This is a genomic window from Pseudoalteromonas sp. 20-92, assembly GCF_030847595.1.
GTDB lineage: Bacteria > Pseudomonadota > Gammaproteobacteria > Enterobacterales > Alteromonadaceae > Pseudoalteromonas > Pseudoalteromonas fuliginea.
The window spans coordinates 244,736-261,826 of record NZ_JANJGQ010000004.1 but is presented as its reverse complement, the minus strand read 5'-3'; the positions used below and the strand labels follow the sequence as shown (position 1 = coordinate 261,826).

Annotated in this window: 19 protein-coding genes; 6 read left to right on the top strand and 13 right to left on the bottom strand. The window is 37.9% G+C overall.

Annotated elements, in window-relative coordinates; translation table 11 throughout:
- The first annotated feature begins 5 nt into the window (after nucleotides 1-5).
- From NRL14_RS06435 to gpsA, 4 genes are read left to right on the top strand one after another with little or no spacing between them, the layout of a single operon-like run.
- The gene (locus NRL14_RS06435) at nucleotides 6-437 is read left to right on the top strand and encodes a rhodanese-like domain-containing protein (protein ID WP_007376037.1); all 432 of its coding nucleotides are present in this window, start codon (nucleotides 6-8) and stop codon (nucleotides 435-437) included.
- Nucleotides 438-468: 31 nt separating this feature from the next.
- Complete coding sequence (gene grxC, locus NRL14_RS06430) at nucleotides 469-726, top strand: glutaredoxin 3 (protein WP_002957783.1); 258 nt, start codon at nucleotides 469-471, stop codon at nucleotides 724-726.
- A 34-nt stretch (nucleotides 727-760) separates the two neighbouring features.
- Nucleotides 761-1,246, top strand: a complete 486-nt coding sequence (gene secB, locus NRL14_RS06425; protein WP_306724256.1) for a protein-export chaperone SecB — start codon at nucleotides 761-763, stop codon at nucleotides 1,244-1,246.
- 3 nt (nucleotides 1,247-1,249) lie between these two features.
- On the top strand, nucleotides 1,250-2,257 hold the full coding sequence (gene gpsA / locus NRL14_RS06420; protein ID WP_033038644.1) for an NAD(P)H-dependent glycerol-3-phosphate dehydrogenase: 1,008 nt from the start codon (nucleotides 1,250-1,252) through the stop codon (nucleotides 2,255-2,257).
- Between the two features lie 41 nt (nucleotides 2,258-2,298).
- Here the strand turns inward: gpsA and NRL14_RS06415 are convergent, their stop codons facing one another.
- From NRL14_RS06415 to trmL, 4 genes are all read right to left on the bottom strand, one after another.
- Nucleotides 2,299-3,786: a methyl-accepting chemotaxis protein gene (locus tag NRL14_RS06415; protein WP_007376040.1), complete on the bottom strand. Its 1,488-nt coding sequence runs from the start codon at nucleotides 3,784-3,786 to the stop codon at nucleotides 2,299-2,301.
- A 198-nt stretch (nucleotides 3,787-3,984) separates the two neighbouring features.
- A complete protein-coding gene (locus NRL14_RS06410) occupies nucleotides 3,985-4,710 on the bottom strand; it encodes an ABC transporter substrate-binding protein (RefSeq protein ID WP_007376041.1) in 726 nt (241 codons plus the stop codon).
- A 10-nt stretch (nucleotides 4,711-4,720) separates the two neighbouring features.
- Nucleotides 4,721-5,395 carry a TorF family putative porin gene (locus NRL14_RS06405; protein ID WP_008136793.1) on the bottom strand — a complete coding sequence of 225 codons (675 nt, stop codon included), beginning with the start codon at nucleotides 5,393-5,395 and terminating at the stop codon, nucleotides 4,721-4,723.
- A gap of 478 nt (nucleotides 5,396-5,873) precedes the next feature.
- Complete coding sequence (gene trmL / locus NRL14_RS06400; RefSeq protein ID WP_007376043.1) at nucleotides 5,874-6,338, bottom strand: tRNA (uridine(34)/cytosine(34)/5-carboxymethylaminomethyluridine(34)-2'-O)-methyltransferase TrmL; 465 nt, start codon at nucleotides 6,336-6,338, stop codon at nucleotides 5,874-5,876.
- Between the two features lie 159 nt (nucleotides 6,339-6,497).
- Here trmL and NRL14_RS06395 point away from each other — a divergent pair, with 159 nt between their 5' ends.
- Complete coding sequence (locus NRL14_RS06395) at nucleotides 6,498-7,340, top strand: cation diffusion facilitator family transporter (RefSeq protein ID WP_081824583.1); 843 nt, start codon at nucleotides 6,498-6,500, stop codon at nucleotides 7,338-7,340.
- Nucleotides 7,341-7,443: 103 nt separating this feature from the next.
- Here the strand turns inward: NRL14_RS06395 and NRL14_RS06390 are convergent, their stop codons facing one another.
- From NRL14_RS06390 to NRL14_RS06380, 3 genes are read right to left on the bottom strand one after another with little or no spacing between them, the layout of a single operon-like run.
- Complete coding sequence (locus NRL14_RS06390) at nucleotides 7,444-8,391, bottom strand: alpha/beta fold hydrolase (RefSeq protein WP_306724255.1); 948 nt, start codon at nucleotides 8,389-8,391, stop codon at nucleotides 7,444-7,446.
- 3 nt (nucleotides 8,392-8,394) lie between these two features.
- Entirely contained in the window at nucleotides 8,395-9,810 is a 1,416-nt protein-coding gene (locus NRL14_RS06385; RefSeq protein WP_306724254.1) for an ATP-binding protein, read from the bottom strand.
- Nucleotides 9,788-10,477 carry a response regulator gene (locus NRL14_RS06380; RefSeq protein WP_007376047.1) on the bottom strand — a complete coding sequence of 230 codons (690 nt, stop codon included), beginning with the start codon at nucleotides 10,475-10,477 and terminating at the stop codon, nucleotides 9,788-9,790. Before NRL14_RS06380 ends, NRL14_RS06385 begins: the two co-directional genes overlap by 23 nt.
- Nucleotides 10,478-10,666: 189 nt before the next feature.
- Here NRL14_RS06380 and NRL14_RS06375 point away from each other — a divergent pair, with 189 nt between their 5' ends.
- Nucleotides 10,667-11,155 (top strand): periplasmic heavy metal sensor, encoded by a 489-nt coding sequence (locus tag NRL14_RS06375; RefSeq protein WP_008136801.1) that lies wholly within the window; start codon nucleotides 10,667-10,669, stop codon nucleotides 11,153-11,155.
- Between the two features lie 235 nt (nucleotides 11,156-11,390).
- On the opposite strand, the gene yacG is transcribed toward NRL14_RS06375, so the two are convergent.
- The 6 genes from yacG to NRL14_RS06345 all read right to left on the bottom strand — a co-directional run bounded on the left by yacG (nucleotide 11,391) and on the right by NRL14_RS06345 (nucleotide 16,988).
- Complete coding sequence (gene yacG, locus NRL14_RS06370) at nucleotides 11,391-11,621, bottom strand: DNA gyrase inhibitor YacG (RefSeq protein ID WP_007376049.1); 231 nt, start codon at nucleotides 11,619-11,621, stop codon at nucleotides 11,391-11,393.
- A gap of 117 nt (nucleotides 11,622-11,738) precedes the next feature.
- Entirely contained in the window at nucleotides 11,739-13,415 is a 1,677-nt protein-coding gene (gene pilB / locus NRL14_RS06365; protein ID WP_096793821.1) for a type IV-A pilus assembly ATPase PilB, read from the bottom strand.
- A gap of 278 nt (nucleotides 13,416-13,693) precedes the next feature.
- Nucleotides 13,694-14,341, bottom strand: coding sequence for a dephospho-CoA kinase (coaE, locus tag NRL14_RS06360; protein WP_306724253.1), 648 nt, complete (start codon nucleotides 14,339-14,341; stop codon nucleotides 13,694-13,696).
- A 1-nt stretch (nucleotide 14,342) separates the two neighbouring features.
- Nucleotides 14,343-15,227: an A24 family peptidase gene (locus NRL14_RS06355; protein ID WP_306724252.1), complete on the bottom strand. Its 885-nt coding sequence runs from the start codon at nucleotides 15,225-15,227 to the stop codon at nucleotides 14,343-14,345.
- A gap of 15 nt (nucleotides 15,228-15,242) precedes the next feature.
- Nucleotides 15,243-16,469: a type II secretion system F family protein gene (locus NRL14_RS06350; protein ID WP_306724251.1), complete on the bottom strand. Its 1,227-nt coding sequence runs from the start codon at nucleotides 16,467-16,469 to the stop codon at nucleotides 15,243-15,245.
- A 60-nt stretch (nucleotides 16,470-16,529) separates the two neighbouring features.
- A complete protein-coding gene (locus NRL14_RS06345) occupies nucleotides 16,530-16,988 on the bottom strand; it encodes a prepilin-type N-terminal cleavage/methylation domain-containing protein (RefSeq protein ID WP_269467059.1) in 459 nt (152 codons plus the stop codon).
- Nucleotides 16,989-17,091: the final 103 nt, after the last annotated feature.

Sequence of the window (17,091 nt, the reverse complement as noted above, 5' to 3'; positions counted from 1 at the left end):
GTCGAATGGATCAATATATTGAATTTATCACCAATCACCCAATTTTAAGCCTTGCTTGGGTGGGTATTGTATTTCTTATTGTTAGTGGCTGGATAAAAAGTAAGTTTTCAGCTGTTCGTCAAATAAATCCTCAGCAGCTTACGTTACTTATTAACCGTGATGACGGTCAAGTAATCGATATACGTGCGCAAAAAGAGTTTAATGCAGGGCGTATTTCTGGTGCTGAGCACTTAAGCCCAGAGAATGCGAAAAAATCTGACTTTTCAAGCCTTGAAAAGTACAAGACTAAACCCATTATAGTTGTATGTACTACAGGTATGACTGCCCAAGGTACTGCAGCCGCTATGAGTAAAGCTGGTTTTGAACGAGTTTACTTATTAGCCGGTGGCATGGGTGCGTGGCAATCTGCTAGCTTACCAACTACAACAGGTCGCTAATCAGTTTAGCTAGGCCTATAGAGGATTTATTATGAGTAATGTTGTTTTATACACCAAGGCGTATTGTCCATTTTGTCAGCGTGCTCTTTCGCTTTTAAACAGCAAAGGCGTTGAATACACAAATTATGATATTGGTGTACAGCCTGAGCTACGCGATGAAATGATTGCCAAAGCAGGTGGTGCAAGCACAGTACCGCAAATTTTTATTAATGATGAACATATCGGTGGCTGCGACGACATGATGGCTATTGAAGCGCAAGGTAAACTTGACGCCAAGCTAAACGCTTAATTTAATTATAATAACGAACAAGTTAGGAATAACAATGAACGAAGAAACTCAAAACGTAGCAGCTGCAGAAGCCGGCGCACAATTTACTATTCAGCGTATTTACACTAAAGATGTGTCGTTTGAAACACCAAACTCTCCGGCTATTTTTCAAAAGGAATGGACGCCAGAAGTTAAGTTAGATTTAGATACACGTTCTAACAAGTTAGATGAGGGTGTATTTGAAGTTGTTTTGGCATTGACAGTAACAGCTTCGCTTGGTGAAGAAACTGCGTTTTTATGTGAAATTCAACAAGCGGGTATTTTTACTATTGCTGATGTTGAAGAAGTGCAACTTGCACATATGCTAGGTTCATTTTGCCCTAACGTGTTATTTCCATATGCACGTGAGGCTGTATCAAACCTTGTTAACCGTGGTACATTCCCACAGCTTAATCTTGCGCCAGTAAATTTTGATGCGTTATTTGCACAGTACATGCAACAACGTACTGCGCCAGCTGACCAGGTTACAGCAGACGCATAACTTATGAGTACAGCAACTACAGCTGTTACTGTATTAGGGGCGGGGTCTTACGGCACCGCCCTTGCTATTTGTTTAGCCCGAAATGGTCACAACGTGACACTTTGGGGAAGAAATAGCGACGACGTTGCCACGCTTGCAGCTGAGCGGAAAAATCAACGTTACTTACCAGATGCCCCTTTTCCTGACACCCTTACTCTTGAAGCCAACTTACAACGTGCCGTTGCTAGCAGCGCTATTGTACTTGTTGTTGTGCCAAGCCATGCTTTTGGCGATACACTTCAGCAAATCAAACCAGCATTACAAAAAGGCGCAAAAGTAGCGTGGGCAACTAAAGGGCTTGAGCCTAATACTGGACGTTTGTTACAAGAAGTTGCTTTGCAAGAATTGGGTGATGACATTCCACTTGCGGTGCTTTCGGGTCCCACGTTTGCAAAAGAAATGGCGATGGGTTCACCTACGGCTATTTCTGTGTCTTCTACGTCGCCTGAATTTGCCCAGCAGCTTGCGGATTTACTTCATTGTGGTCGCTCATTCCGTGTGTATAACAATGATGACTTTATTGGTATACAGCTTGGTGGTGCGGTTAAAAATGTAATTGCAATTGGCGCCGGTATTTCGGACGGTGTAGGTTTTGGTGCTAATGCGCGTACCGCGCTCATAACGAGGGGACTTGCCGAACTTACTCGTCTAGGTTGTGCTCTTGGCGCCAAGCCAGAAACCTTTATGGGAATGGCAGGCCTTGGTGATTTAATACTAACCTGTACAGATAACCAATCACGTAATCGTCGGTTTGGTCTAGCGCTGGGTAAAGGCGAAAGTGTAGATGCTGCTATTAAGTCAATCGGCCAAGTTGTTGAAGGCTTTAGAAATACTAAAGAAGTGTATTTGTTAGCGCAGCGAACTGGTGTAGAAATGCCAATTACTGAACAAATTTATAAAGTTCTTTATGAAAATAAAGACATGAAAGATGCAGCTATGGCGCTATTAGGCCGAGAGCAAAAGTCGGAATAAAAAATAAGCCTTTTAGCTAATATCTGAAAGGCTTATTTTCTTTACGTTTTAAAAACAGTTACTGATTTTTTCAGTTTAAGAGCGAGTGTTTTCATATCTTCTGAATATGTTTGAACTTGTTCAATTTTCCCCATGCTGTTTTGACCAGCACTGACAACTTCATTGATATTTTTACTTAGATCTTCAGCAACAGTGCTCTGCTCTGATACAGCACTAGAGATGTGACTCGACATATGTGTAATAGATTCTATTACTTCAGATATATTTTCTATTAATTCACTGGCTGCATTTGCAGCACTCATGCTTTCTTGACTCATACTTTTACTTAAGCCCATAACATTAACAGCAGATTGTGAGCCTTGTTGTAATTTGTTAATTGTTTCATGAATTTCAGCTGTACTCGTTTGTGTTCTACTTGCTAAAGAGCGTACTTCATCAGCAACAACAGCAAATCCACGGCCTTGCTCACCAGCTCTGGCTGCTTCAATAGCGGCATTTAATGCTAGCAAATTGGTTTGTTCAGCTATCGCTTGAATAACATCCAGCATAGATACAATATCTTGCACGCTATTTTCAAGACTAGCAATTACTGTTGATGCTTCATCTAATTGTCCCACCAAGTTCTCTATTGAATTTATAGAGCTTAGGAATGCATCATGAACTTTTTTTGCATCTATATTTGCTGTTTCGGCGGAGCTTAGCGTTAATTTGGCATTATTTTCAATTTCTACCGCAGACGATGCCATTTGCGTAATTGCAGTTGCTATCTGGTCTGTTTCTGATTGTTGTTCTGTTAAATAGTGAACACCTTCGCTGCTAACATTAGAAATACTCCCAGCAACGTTAAAGGAATCCTCTACTGATAGTTTCACACCGTTAATAAGCTCAGCAATTTTGTGTTCAAATTGGTTGAATGAAGCCGCGAGTTGGCCTATTTCGTCGTTGCGACGAACAATTATCTCTTGTGTTAAATCACCATCGCCATTGGCAATGGTTGCCATTTTTTCAGCCACTTCAGATAATGGTTGAGCAACTAATTTTTTGAAAATATAGATTAAAACTCCAGCTAAAATAGTGACGAGTAGTAATATTTCTATAACCGAAAAAATAGCCAGTTCAAGTAGCACAGCCTCAATATGACTAAACTCAATATAAAGATTAATTTTGCCTACTTTATTTTGCGTTCCTGCATCATCGTAGAATAACTCAGTTTGTGTCATTGATGGTGTTTCTGCACCATCTGTTTCAACGAATACCTCTCCATTCGTATCGTATACTACTATTTTGGATATATTTTGGGATGCAACTTCGGCATTTATTAGCTTTTTGGCTAATTCATCTTGGAAGTTCCACATCGCATTGGGTAGTGACAGTCCAATACGCTCTTTTGCAAGATTGATTTCAGTATCAAGCTTTAGCTTTAATTGATTGCTTTGTGCGGTGTAATCATAAACACCAAAGCAAAGTAAAACAAAAACCATAGCGCTTAATGTAGTAATAACCAGCCTAAATAGAATTGAACGAGTCAAAATATCTCCTTACTTAATCGGAACTCTGGTTAAAGTTGTTGATAACGTTTTGAACGATAGTTCATTTATTTTTCTGTCCAGGTATTTTAGGAGAGCAAAGCGAATTTACGCGTTAATAGCTGGCTCGTTGCAACTAAATTCAACGAGGTTAATGTTGAAAATAGTTGCTTGGGATATATTTACTATTCAAAGTCCAAATTACTTAAGATAATTTGCCATAATGGTGTTTACATCTATTTTTGTAAGCCCCTGATTATAGATTTTCTGCCATTTTTGCCCTTCAGTATCATTTCTAAAGGCAATGTATAGTTTTTTATCTTCTAATAATGTTGTGTTCATTGCTACCTTATTTTTTAGTGCTGATAGCGATTTATCGGTATCCAGTAAATACTTAAGTACGTTTGCGTCTATTACTGCAGCATCAATTCGCCCCGCAGCTACTTTTTTAATATTTAATACATCAGAAGGAGCTGCGTCTCCTTTAATTGTGCCAGAGGCAATCATGTCATCAAGTTCTTTTGTATTAACATAGTCTTGTACAACACCAATACGTTTACCTTTAAGGTCTCCCACCGATGAATAGGCAATTGGTTTAGCGTTATTTTGTAGCAGCCCCAGAGGTCCAGTCCCTGTTGCATCAGAAAAAACAAAATCCGATGTTTCATGCATATATTCTGGAAAGTAGCCGACATACTTAGAATTTGCTTGTGAAGCAGAGTTAACGGCACGTGACCAAGGATAAAAATCTACGATAAGCTCATGTCCTTCGGCCTTAAATGCTGCTTTTGCGACTGCGACTGATGCTCCTTGTTGTTCTAATGATTTATCTGAATAAGGAGGCCAAGCCAAGGATGTTAAATAAACTGTTTCAGCAGCTATAAAATTAGAAAAAGTAAGTAAAAGAAAGAATAATGTGGTTTTCATTTATAAACCCTTAGAAGTTAAATGTTCTTGAAACGGTTGCTAGTAAAGTTGCATCACCGTACGTTTCTAAATCTGTGTCTTCATAACCAGCAGTAAAATTCCACTCATTCCAAGTATAGTTTGCAGTTATACGCCAATGCATATAATTATCATCACCAGGCTCCCATTCCCACTTGTCATCGTCGAAACTCATAGAGTAATCGGCGCCTATATCAATTGAAAAAACGTCATTAATCGGAACGTTGTGCGTCAGCATAATGATGCTATGCCCAGCCCCTGTAGCAAAGTAATCCCATGCGTACCAAAAGTTAAGGTTCGTGTTGCCATAATTGAATTTGGCGTAAGTTTCAGCGTAGTTATAATCGGAGCTAAAATCTTCACCATGGTAAGTATATTGCGCAATACCAATATCTAGATTAATCGAGTCTGTTAAGCTTGTGTAATAGCCAATGTAGCCATCGGCTTCTATATCAGTGCCTTCACCAAAGTCGACATTAGAGCCCCAAATTCCGGCATACAACCCCGAGTTTCCGGCCCAATCAAAACTTGCTTGTAAAGCCGGGTCTTCTTGAGTTTGACTTACACCATTGAATAAGTAATCAGATGCTAAGGTAACTGTCGCTGATGTAGCAGCAATACTCGATGTAGAGCATAAAATAAGTGAGCAAAGAAATATTTTTTTCATAGAGTTTCAATGTAATTAAATAATTGTATGACATTGAGCTTAGTTCAATAATTATGATTATGAGAACTGTATAGTAAAAAATGAATGTTAATTTGATACAGGATAGTCTTTACTTTGGGGCGGTTTAAATGAGATGCATACAGATAACCTGAATTCCGGTTAAGGGATTTACTAATATATTGAACAATAATGATATTTTAATTTATTTTTCTCTAGCAAGGGATTTGCAGTGAAAGCAAGGTGAATTTACACGCCAATAATGGGCCTATTGTAAGTAAATTCAGGTTAGATGATACGCAGCCGAAGATAGGTTGTTGCTTTTATTCCTGGGCTGTAATTTTGTAGTCCAACATTTTAAGTTTGTATGTATTTTCTGATAACTGCATACATTAGCTAATAGTGTAGCCAAGGGCTTTGATTTAGAGCTCATTTAAACTAAGAGCCATATCTTGGCTTACAATATTAGTAAGTGCATTAGTTATTGTGCGTTAGGGAAACCCAATTGACGCCAAGATTCATAAACAAATACAGCCACGGCGTTTGACAAGTTCATACTACGACTATTAGCTTGCATAGGAATACGAACACGTTGTTCATTTGGTAGGGCTTGGATCATATCATCAGGAAGGCCACGGGTTTCTGGGCCAAATACAAGGCAATCGCCAGCTTCGTAACTTGCTTGATGATGAAACTGGCTACCTTTAGTAGTACATGCATATACTTTTTTAGGCTTACATTTTTCTAGGTATGCCTCAAATGAAGCGTGACGTTGAACATGGCTGAATTCATGGTAATCAAGGCCTGCACGTTTTACACGTTTATCATCCCATTCAAAACCCAAGGGCTCAATTAAATGCAGTGAATAGCCTGTGTTTGCGCACAGACGAATAATATTACCAGTGTTAGGAGGAATTTCAGGTTGGTATAAAACGATATCCAGCATAATAAGCCTTTTAAATGATCAGTAGTTTAACGATTTTCAGTATACACGAAACCTTTTAAAAAAATGATATACTCACTGTATTGAATACACCTATTAACGGATAAAAACGTGCACAACCGCAGTTACGAATTTTGGGTTAAAACTTCTAGTATTGTTACCATGATAATGGTTAGTTTAATGATTACTGCAAAAACGTGGGCGTGGCTTGCATCGGGTTCAGCATCAATGCTTGGCTCACTAACAGATTCGTTAATGGATATAACGGCTACTGCAATGAGCTTTTTAGTTTTAGGTTATGCGCTGCGCCCAGCTGATGATGACCACCGATTTGGTCATGGAAAAGCTGAAGCTATAGCAGGGCTTGGGCAAGCCGCTTTTATTGCAGGTTCAGGCTGTTTACTGGCATTTCATGGTATTGAGCGATTATTTAACCCAATACAGCTCAGTCATTCTTTATTAGGCGTGTGGGTTAGCATTTTTGCTATTGCGTGTACCTTGGTTATTGTATTTGTACAAAATAAAGTGATTAAGTACACCGATTCAATCGCAATAAAAGCTGATTCAGTACATTACAAAGGCGACTTGATTTTAAATGCCGCCGTGTTACTCGCTATTTTATTAGCATACTATGGCGTATTGTATGCCGATCCTGTTTTTGCTATTGGCGTAGCGGGTTACTTACTTTATAACAGCTGGGAAATAGCCAGAGATAGTGCCGATCACTTAATGGATAAAGAGCTGCCAGATGACGAAAAACAAAGCATATTTGAAATAGCTAAAGCGCATGCTGATGTACATGGCGTACATGGCATTCGTACTCGCCAAGGCGGTAAGATAAAATTTATCCAAATGCATTTAGAGCTTGATGACAATTTAAGTTTGATTCGTGCGCATAACGTGGCTGATGAAGTAGAAGTATTGATAACCAAAGAGTTTGAATCTGAGGTCGATATTCTGATCCACCTCGATCCATTGTCGGTGCTTAACTTAAACTCGGATTAAGCGATTTTTAGCATATTGATTTGTAATGCCAACCTGTATAAATCTTTGAGCAATTTAACGAATTAAATTGCACTATTACAATAAAATTTAACACAATTAGCTATTAAATCGTCACCGATTCACAAAACTGATATAAGCTTTTAAGCAGTGGTTGGCGTATTTCATCGCGCTCAAAAAATAGTTCGTGTTTAGCGTCGGCAAAGCTCTCAAGTATTGTATTTTCGTGCCTGTTTGCCAGTTTATATTGCGCACTGTTATCAACTATTTCATCATTTTGAGCACTGGCAATATAAAGTGGAATATTAACCGTTAATTTATTCACGGATGAAATAAATACAAAAGTAGTGTGTAGCCAACCATAAGTCACACCACCAAGTTGTAATTTAGGCTCTTGTTTATAGGCTTTCCTAAATAGTTCGTAACGTATTGGGCTACTAGTTAAGGTATTTATAGCAAACTCATCAGGCGTATAATCTGTTTGCCCGAGCGCATAGCTGTATTGAAAGCCAAGTAATGTTGCAGTACTTGCGACTAATTTAGCTAAAGGTTTTGGTGTGCCTTTGGTGTAAATGTCGAGCATTGGCGCAGATAAAAACGCGCCACTAAAAGTGTGTTCAAAATGTGCAAGATAATCAAATGCAATAGCCCCCCCCATTGAGTGACTGACTAATACCTTTTTACCTTGCCAATAATTATCTACAACTTCTTTATTAAATAAATGAAGGTCGGCGGCATAATCTTCAAAGCGCTTTACGTAGCCTTTGTGCTTGTTTTTTAAATGCCTGTAAGAACGACCTTGGCCTTGATGATCAATTATAAACACCGCATAATTATTATTATAAAGTTCCCATAGTAACTCTTTATATTTTTCTAAGCCCTCTATACGACCTGAGCTAATAACAATCGCAATGTGTGGATTTTTTGGGATAGCGTAAGCGTAAAAAAGTTGTCCATAAGGTGTATTTAAATAAGATTTTGTCAGTGTATTATCATAAAAGTTACTAATGGCCGATTGGTTACTTTTAAGCTCGTTCTCACTACTATAAAACATTGTTTACTCTTTAATTATTGGCAACGTTATATTTGCACATAAGCCGCCTTGTTCTTTATTCGATAATACTAAGTTGCCACCATGTGCAGTAATTGCATTTTTGGCAATTGCCAAGCCTAACCCCGTACCGCCGCTAACTCGGTCTCGCGCATCTGACTGTCTAAAAAATGGTTCACAGAGCTTATTAAGTTGGTTATTAGGGACTCCAGGTCCATCATCACATATTTCTATATAAATGGCATCAGTATGCTTTAGAGTAATGCTAATAGTGCTATTGGCGTATTTAATCGCATTGCGTAGTAAATTTTCAAGTGCGCTGGCAATTAGTGTTTCATCACAGTTAGCACTAATGTCTGCACTTCCCATAATCTGTAATTGCTTGTTGTTTTGTTTTGCTTCAAATTGTGCGTCGTTAAGCACATGGTCAATTATAATTTGCAATGATTGTTGTTGAAGTGAAAGTGCCTGACTTTTCGCCTCTAAACGAGACACTTGCAGTACATCAGCAATCATTTTGTCTAGTTGATTCGCTTCTTTTTCTATGCGCAGTAAATAGGACTGACTCGCTTCATTTGCTTGCATTTGAGCAAGGCCCGTTGCCATTTTTAAGCGGGTAAGAGGTGAGCGTAACTCATGTGATATATCTGCAAGTAAGCGTTTTTGCGAGCTAATTAATTGCTCTAATTGATTAGCCATGCTGTTAAAATCACGACCGAGTATACCGAGTTCATCTTTTCTGCTTACTGAAATGGCCGCTCGAGCACTTAAATCACCACCAGATAATTTAACAGCTGCTTTTTTTAGGCTATTTATAGGGGCAATTAAGTTACGACTAAATAAAAAGCTTAAAATTAGAGAAGCGATGATGGCGATAGAAATTTTCATCCATCCAGGCATAAGCTTTAAGCGAAGGAACAAAGGTGGCTGATGATTTATGTCTATTTCATACAAGTAAAAGTTGCCCGAGGGTACTGTAATTTGAATAGGGCCAAATGCTTGATACTTTTCAGTAAAAATAATTTGCGGTGACATTGTCTTAGTAAAATTAAGTAGGCTCAAATCAACGTCATTCGGGACTTCTTTATTTGTTAATGAGTCTTCTTGTTGCTCAGCACTTAAATATAATAACTTACGTTTAGATAAGCGTGGGTGAGACAACATATCACTCAGTGTCCGCTTATGTTTTACAACAGAGCGTTCTATACTTTTGGCTGTATAGAGTAAGTTTTTTTCCATCGGACCGTGTAATGGCTCGTTACTAACGGCGTTGATTGCCGTAATGTTGCTTAAGAAAACCAGTGCTGTAATCGTGCCTATTATAGTTAGCCAAAACCATATAAATATTTTAAAGAATAAGTAATGCCCAGGATGTTTAAGCCAAGACAAAGAGCCTACTTTATTCTCCTTGGATAAAGACATAACCTGTTCCTCGCATTGTTTTGATTCGCTCGCCTGAAATATGCTCAGCTATTTTTTTACGGATATTGCTTACATGCATATCAATAGAGCGATCGAAGGAAGCTAAGCGACGGCCAAGTACCTCTTCACTTATGAGTTCTTTGCTGACTACTTCGCCTGCATTTTTGCTTAAAAGGGCTAGTATTTCGTATTCGGTGCCTGTTAATGTAAGTGTATGATCATTAACAGACGCTTCTCGAGCGGCTAAGTTAACAGTGATCCCATTAACCTGTAACTTATTACTGGTAGTAATGTTAAAGCTATTAATATGTTCTATACGGCGTGTAATCGCTTTAACACGCGCAAGTAACTCACGGTGGTTAAATGGTTTAGGGATATAGTCGTCTGCGCCAAGTTCTAATCCGAAAATACGATCGAAATCTTCCCCTTTTGCTGTAAGCATTATTACCGGCGTTAATTTTGTTTGTCTAAGTTGTTTAAGTACTTCAAAGCCATCTAGAGTTGGTAGCATCACATCAAGTAGTATTAACGCATAATCGTTTACTTGCGCTAGCTTAAGACCTTGTTCGCCGTCATGTACGCTTTGTATTTCAAAACCTTGGGCAGTTAAATATTCACTTAATAGCTCACAAAGGCCGGTATCGTCGTCAATCATTAATAGTTTCATTTACAAACCCTTAGAGTTGCTTATGGCGTTATTTTACCCACTAAATTGTGCAAAAGTGAATCTTTACACAACCTTTACACTGCTTTGCGTTACTTTGCATTGAGTTAGGTATAGTTAACTTAGCTGATTAAGCAGTCACAACCACACAAATTGAACCAATAGTTAAACCAAATAATTAAGGTAATGATTATGACTAAATTAAATACACTTTCTAAATTAGTACTTGTTTTTGGCCTGGCAACAGCAACACTTGGTGCCGGTAGTGTTATGGCTAAAGCTGACGGGCATAAACAAGGCCATTCTCAAGCTCGTTTTTTACTTTCTGAGCGCGGCGTTGAAAAATTAAGCCTAACAGATGAGCAGCAAACTAAGCTAAAAGCTATTTTTGCAGCGCAAAAAACACAAATGAAAGCATTACGTAGCGACGATAAAGAAGCTCGTAAAGCGATGCGAGAAGCGCATAAAGCAAAAATGGATGCGTTACTTTCGGCTGCAACATTTGATGAAAATGCAGCTAAAGAGTTATTAAATGAACGCCATGAAAAAGGTGAACAATTTGGTTTAATTAAACTAAAAACGCAGCACCAAGTAATGCAAGTACTTAACGCTGAGCAAAAAGAGAAATTTGCTAAAATGCAAAAGCGTATGAATAAAAAGCACCGTAAACAAAAAAGTTAATTTTACTTTTTTGTAAATACTAAAAAACCAGCGTAATGCTGGTTTTTGCTTTTATACCAATTCGCTTAATTAAGTGATCTATTTTGAGGGAAGAAAATCGTGTCGATAACAAGGCAAAAATTTCGTTATTTAGTTGTTCTATATCAGAAATTTTTAACGTAGTTAACGTCTGATTTAACCCCTCAAATTGATTAAGTATTATTGCGGATTGGTATTAGGGCATTATGGAGATAAATTATTTAAAAAAGTCATCTTCATTTTTGGCCATCATAGCTTCAATATCTTCAATCATATCTTGGCTAAACTCTTGTGCTGATGTAATTGGCGCTGAAATTTTATTATTTTCAAACGACCACTCACCAAGATCAATTAGTTGGCAGCGTTTAGAACAAAAAGGCCGATGTGGGCTCTGTTCTGACCACTCAACTTTAGCTTTACAGGTTGGGCAGTTTACAATAGTAGGCATAATTTACTCTTTACAATCTTTTTTTTTGCATTTTACATTACTTAGATATGAGTCTCTAGGTATAAGTAAGGCTCTGAATTTAGTGTTCAGAACCTTGTCGCTTTTAACTATGGATCTTTAAAAACTTGTTACTCGATTAATTTCAGCAAGCGAAGTCATTCCATCAGCCGCTTTACGAATACCTGATAATCGCAAGTTATTAAATCCTGCTTTAAGTGATACTTCTGCTATTTCTAATGAATTACCGCCACGCATTATAATTTGTGCTATCTCTGGTGTTATTTGCATTACTTCATAAATACCGACACGACCCTTATAACCATCAGTGCAATTATCACATCCTTTAGGTGCATAGAGGGTCATTTCACTAATTTGTTGCTCGCTAAAACCTTGGCGGGTAAGCTCTTCGTTTGGTAATATTTCCGGTGTTTTACATTTAGGGCATAAACGTCGAGCCAAGCGCTGGGCTATAATCAAACTAATTGAACTTGCTACGTTATACGCTGGTACGCCCATATTTAATAACCGAGTTATCGTTTCAGGTGCTGAATTAGTATGCAGAGTTGATAGTACTAAGTGACCTGTTTGCGCCGCTTTTATTGATATTTCAGCTGTTTCTAAGTCACGTATTTCACCTACCATGACGACATCAGGATCTTGGCGTAAAAATGCACGTAATGCATTTGCAAAGGTCATATCGGCTTTAATATTAATTTGTACTTGGTTTATACCTTCGAGATTAATTTCGACAGGATCTTCTGCGGTACTAATATTACGCTCTGGTTGATTAAGTATATTTAAACCAGTGTAAAGTGATACAGTTTTACCCGAGCCCGTTGGTCCTGTAACTAAAATCATCCCTTGAGGCTGGGCAAGCGCATCCATATAGAGTTTTTTCTGCTCCGGCTCGTAGCCTAATACATCAATACCTAGCATTGCGCTTGATGAATCAAGAATACGCATTACTATTTTTTCCCCCCACAGGGTCGGCATTGTACTTACACGAAAATCGATACTTTTACGCTCAGTAATTTTTAGCTTTATACGGCCATCTTGTGGTTTACGTTTTTCGGCAATATCTAGGCGTGACATTACTTTTATTCGTGCAGAAAGTTTTGTTGCTAAGGTATTAGGTGGGCTGGCTACCTCATGTAAAATACCATCAATACGAAAACGGATGCGGTACTTATGCTCATAAGGTTCAAAGTGTAAATCAGAGGCCCCTTTTTTAATGGCATCCATTAGGATTTTATTGATGTAAACAATGATAGGTGCATCATCTTTTTCATCATCTTGTGGGGTGGCTTCTTTAGTGTTTTCACTATCTAAGTCAGCAAATTCTTTAAATTCGTCATCGCTTAAATTTAAGCTACCAGTTGCATCAAGCAATTGGTCAATTTTTTTATCAAGTTCAATGTAGTCAACTACTACTATTTCACAGGATAAGCCGGTACTAAATTCATAGTTTTCAAACGCACCATAATCGGTCGGATCAGACGCGGCTATGTATACTTTTCTACCTTTTTGCACCAAGGGTAAAATATGGTGTTTACGGATCAACTTTTCTTTTACAAGTTCTGCTGGGATCCTTGCAGGTTCAAAGTCTTTTAAATCGAAATAAGGTACGCGAAATAAATCAATACATTGCTCAGCTAAATCTTTGCTATCGATGTTTCCACATTTGGCAATAAGCTCGGCGGTTGAGGCAAAATCTCGTTGTTTTACTTTAACGGTATCTGCATCAATACGGCCAAGGGTAATAAATTTTCTTAGTAACGGTGAGTTAATATTCATTGCGCACCTGCTTAATTCGTTAATGATTAGCAATTTATCAGAAAAAACAAGGAGATTATATTACTCTTCATCAGATGGACTAATTTTGCTAACTAAATATTGTTTTATAAATTATCTTATTGTTTTAAATTCCTTAACCTGAACTCTGATTAAGGGATTTATTAACATATTGAACCATAATAATATTTAAATTTAGTTTTCTCTAGCTAGATATTTCAACGCAGTTAGTGCTGAAAGTAACAGCTTAAGATAGATTTATTATCCAGAGTTCGGGTTATCTAACTCGCATTTTTTAATGCTAATTGCATATAACGAGTATGTAGAGACCGAAGTGATAATTTGACTAACGCTAAATCCCTATCATTATTTAAAATATCATCTGCTTTTTTACGTTTATTTTCGCGAGACATTTGTGTTGCAATAATACTATTTACTTGTTCAAGGCTCACATTATCACGCTTAAGTGTGCGCTCGACTTGGACATTTTTAGGTACGTCAATGAGTAGGGTTCGGTTACAGTACTTATCGAGACCATTTTCAAATAATAACGGGGCAACTAAAACCACGTAAGCACTATTAGCGGCATTTAAATCAGCGACTATTTTTTTGCGAATAAGAGGATGCAGCAAGTTATTTAGCCATTGTTTATCAGCATCGTTAGTAAAAATGCGCTCTCGTAAGGCACTTCTGTTTAGCGTGCCATCGCTAAGTAATAACGTATTGCCAAAGTGCGTTATTATTGCATTTAAACCACAACTCTTGGGCTCAACTACTTGGCGAGCAATAATATCCGCATCAACAATGGTTATATCAAGTTCCTCAAACATGTCACTAACTGCTGTTTTTCCGCAGCCAATACCACCTGTTAAACCCAAAACCCAATTGTTTTTTTTATTGCTAGAGAGTTTAATTGTTTGCTCACTCATTTTAATAACCAATTAAATTAAAATAAATGTTTTGTAATTCAGTGCTCCATAGCATAGTGATCCAGCCTGCAATGGCAAGGTAAGGACCAAATGGAATCGGGGTTGCTTTGTCTTTTCCTTGAATACTGAGTAATACAATGCCAATAACAGCGCCAACAATACTTGAAAGTAATATAATGCTAAGTAGTGATTGCCAACCAAGTAATGCACCAAATACAGCGAGTAATTTAAAGTCGCCATAGCCCATACCTTCTTTACCCGTTAGTAACTTAAATAGCCAAAATACACTCCATAGGCTTAAATAACCAAAAACCGCACCCATAATTGCATCGCTCGGCGCTACGGTATAGCCCATTATTGACGCTATTAAAGCAAGCCATACTAGTGGTAATGTAAGTTGATCGGGTAATAGCATATGGTCTATATCAATAAAGGTTAGTGCAACTAATGCCCAAGTAATCAATATATACAGTAAAGCTTGTTCATTTGCGCCCATAGTATAAGCAATAAATAAGCTTAATATTGCTGTAATGGCTTCGACTGCAGGATAGCGTATTGATATAGGGTTATTACAACTTGCACATTTTCCTTTTAAAAATAACCAGCTAATAACAGGAATATTTTGCCAAGGTTTAATAGCCGTTTTGCACTTTGGGCAGGTTGAGTTTGGCTTTACTAAATTAAATTGCTCGTTATTTATTGCTTTACTATTTTTAAGCTCGTCTTCTAACAGTATTCTACACTCACTTTGCCATTCTTTTTGCATCATAAGTGGTAGGCGATAAATCACTACATTTAAAAAACTGCCCACGCATAAACTAACCAAGCCAACGGTGGTGAGATAAAACCACAGCTCATTTTGCATTACTTCTACAATACTTTGCATATAAAAACCAAATAATTAAATAACAGAACCGAGTTGGAAAATAGGGAGGTACATAGCAACAATTAAACCACCAACAAGTACACCTAATACAGCCATAATTAATGGCTCTAGTAAGCTCGATAAGCCATCTACAGCATCGTCTACTTCTTGCTCATAAATAGTCGCGACCTTAGCTAACATACCATCGAGCGAGCCAGATTCTTCACCGATAGCAACCATTTGGATTACCATGTCAGGGAAGATTTTTGAGTTTCTCATTGCCCAGTTCATTTGGTTACCTGAGCTAACCTCTGCTTTAATATCTAAAATAGCATAACGGTACACTGCATTGCCCGAAGCACCTGCTGCTGAATCAAGTGCATCAACTAATGGAACACCGGCAGCAAATGTGGTCGAAAGCGTTCGCGCATAACGTGCCACAGCTGCTTTGTTTAAAATCATGCCAATAACAGGGAGCTTAAGTATGGCTCTGTCGGTTGCATCCCTGAGCTTTAGGCTTCTTAATTTAGCTTCTTTAAAAGTCCAGCCAAAAACCACTATCGCAATCAGAATCATCCACCAAGATTCTTGCATGAAATCTGAAATACCAATTACAAATAATGTAAATGCAGGGAGTTCAGCCCCAAACCCTGCAAAAATGTCCTGAAATTGTGGCACTACGAAAATAAGCAAAATTGAGGTCACTATAAGGGCAATGACTAAGACAGCAATAGGGTAAAACATTGCTTTTTTAATTTTTGATTTAAGCGCTTCTGATTTTTCTTTATAAATAGCTATGCGATCAAATATTTTATCAAGTGCTCCTGACTGCTCGCCAGATTCAACTAAATCACAATATAAGTCATCAAAATAACGTGGGTATTTTCTAAGTGATAAAGACAAAGGCTGACCAGCTTTTACATCATCGCCTACAGCTGAGATAAGCTTGGTAACGCTTTTATTTGTTGAGCCAGAAGCTATCATCTCAATAGATTGAATTAAGGGTACGCCAGCCATTAACATAGTGGCAATTTGGCGAGTAACCAAGGCGATATCTTTAGGTGTTATTTTTTGAGTGTGTACGCCAAATAAAGGCTTTGCTTTACGTTTTACTTTTGAGGGAGTAATACCTTGCTTACGAAGTTGAGCTTTTACTAAGGCAATACTGATACCAGCGATTTCACCTTCTAAGCGCTTTCCTCTAGTACTAACTCCTATCCATTGGAAAGTATTTAAATCATCGTTTTTATTTTTTTTAGACACTTTTCAGGCCTTCAGTCACTTAAGGGGTAGCAGTATATACAGCTACCCATTTTGCTTAAGTTAGTTTACATCACAGTTTATACCACGACCAGGAGTTGTTGCAGAACAACCAGTTCCCGTCATAACCCATTTTAGACTACCATTACCAACTGTAGGTGTAATTGTTAGTACCATATTTGCACCGGCACTATTTGTAGCTGTAGTGGTTAATAAAATAACACCATCAGTAGTAGTAACTGCATCAACAAAGTTGATTGTTGCACCATCGTCAGCTGCAATGTTTGCTGGGATGTCTTCAGAGCCACCATCACAGTCACTTAAGCTGCCATTCATCTGGCTACAAAGAGCTACTGCAGTTTTAAATGAAGCTACTCCAGCTAGCGCCGAGCTAACTTTAGTTCTTTGGGTATAATCTTGATATTGAGGCAATGCAATTGCAGCAAGAATACCGATGATTGCTACTACAATCATTAATTCAATTAGGGTGAAACCCTGTTGTTTTTGAGTCATTGTTTTCATGTTTCCTCTCCTAAAGGATAGATTTTTGTAGGTTAAATCATAAAAGCGGCAAAATTGCCTAACTTAATTTAGCTGATTTAGTTTACAGTTTTACTTAAAAAAC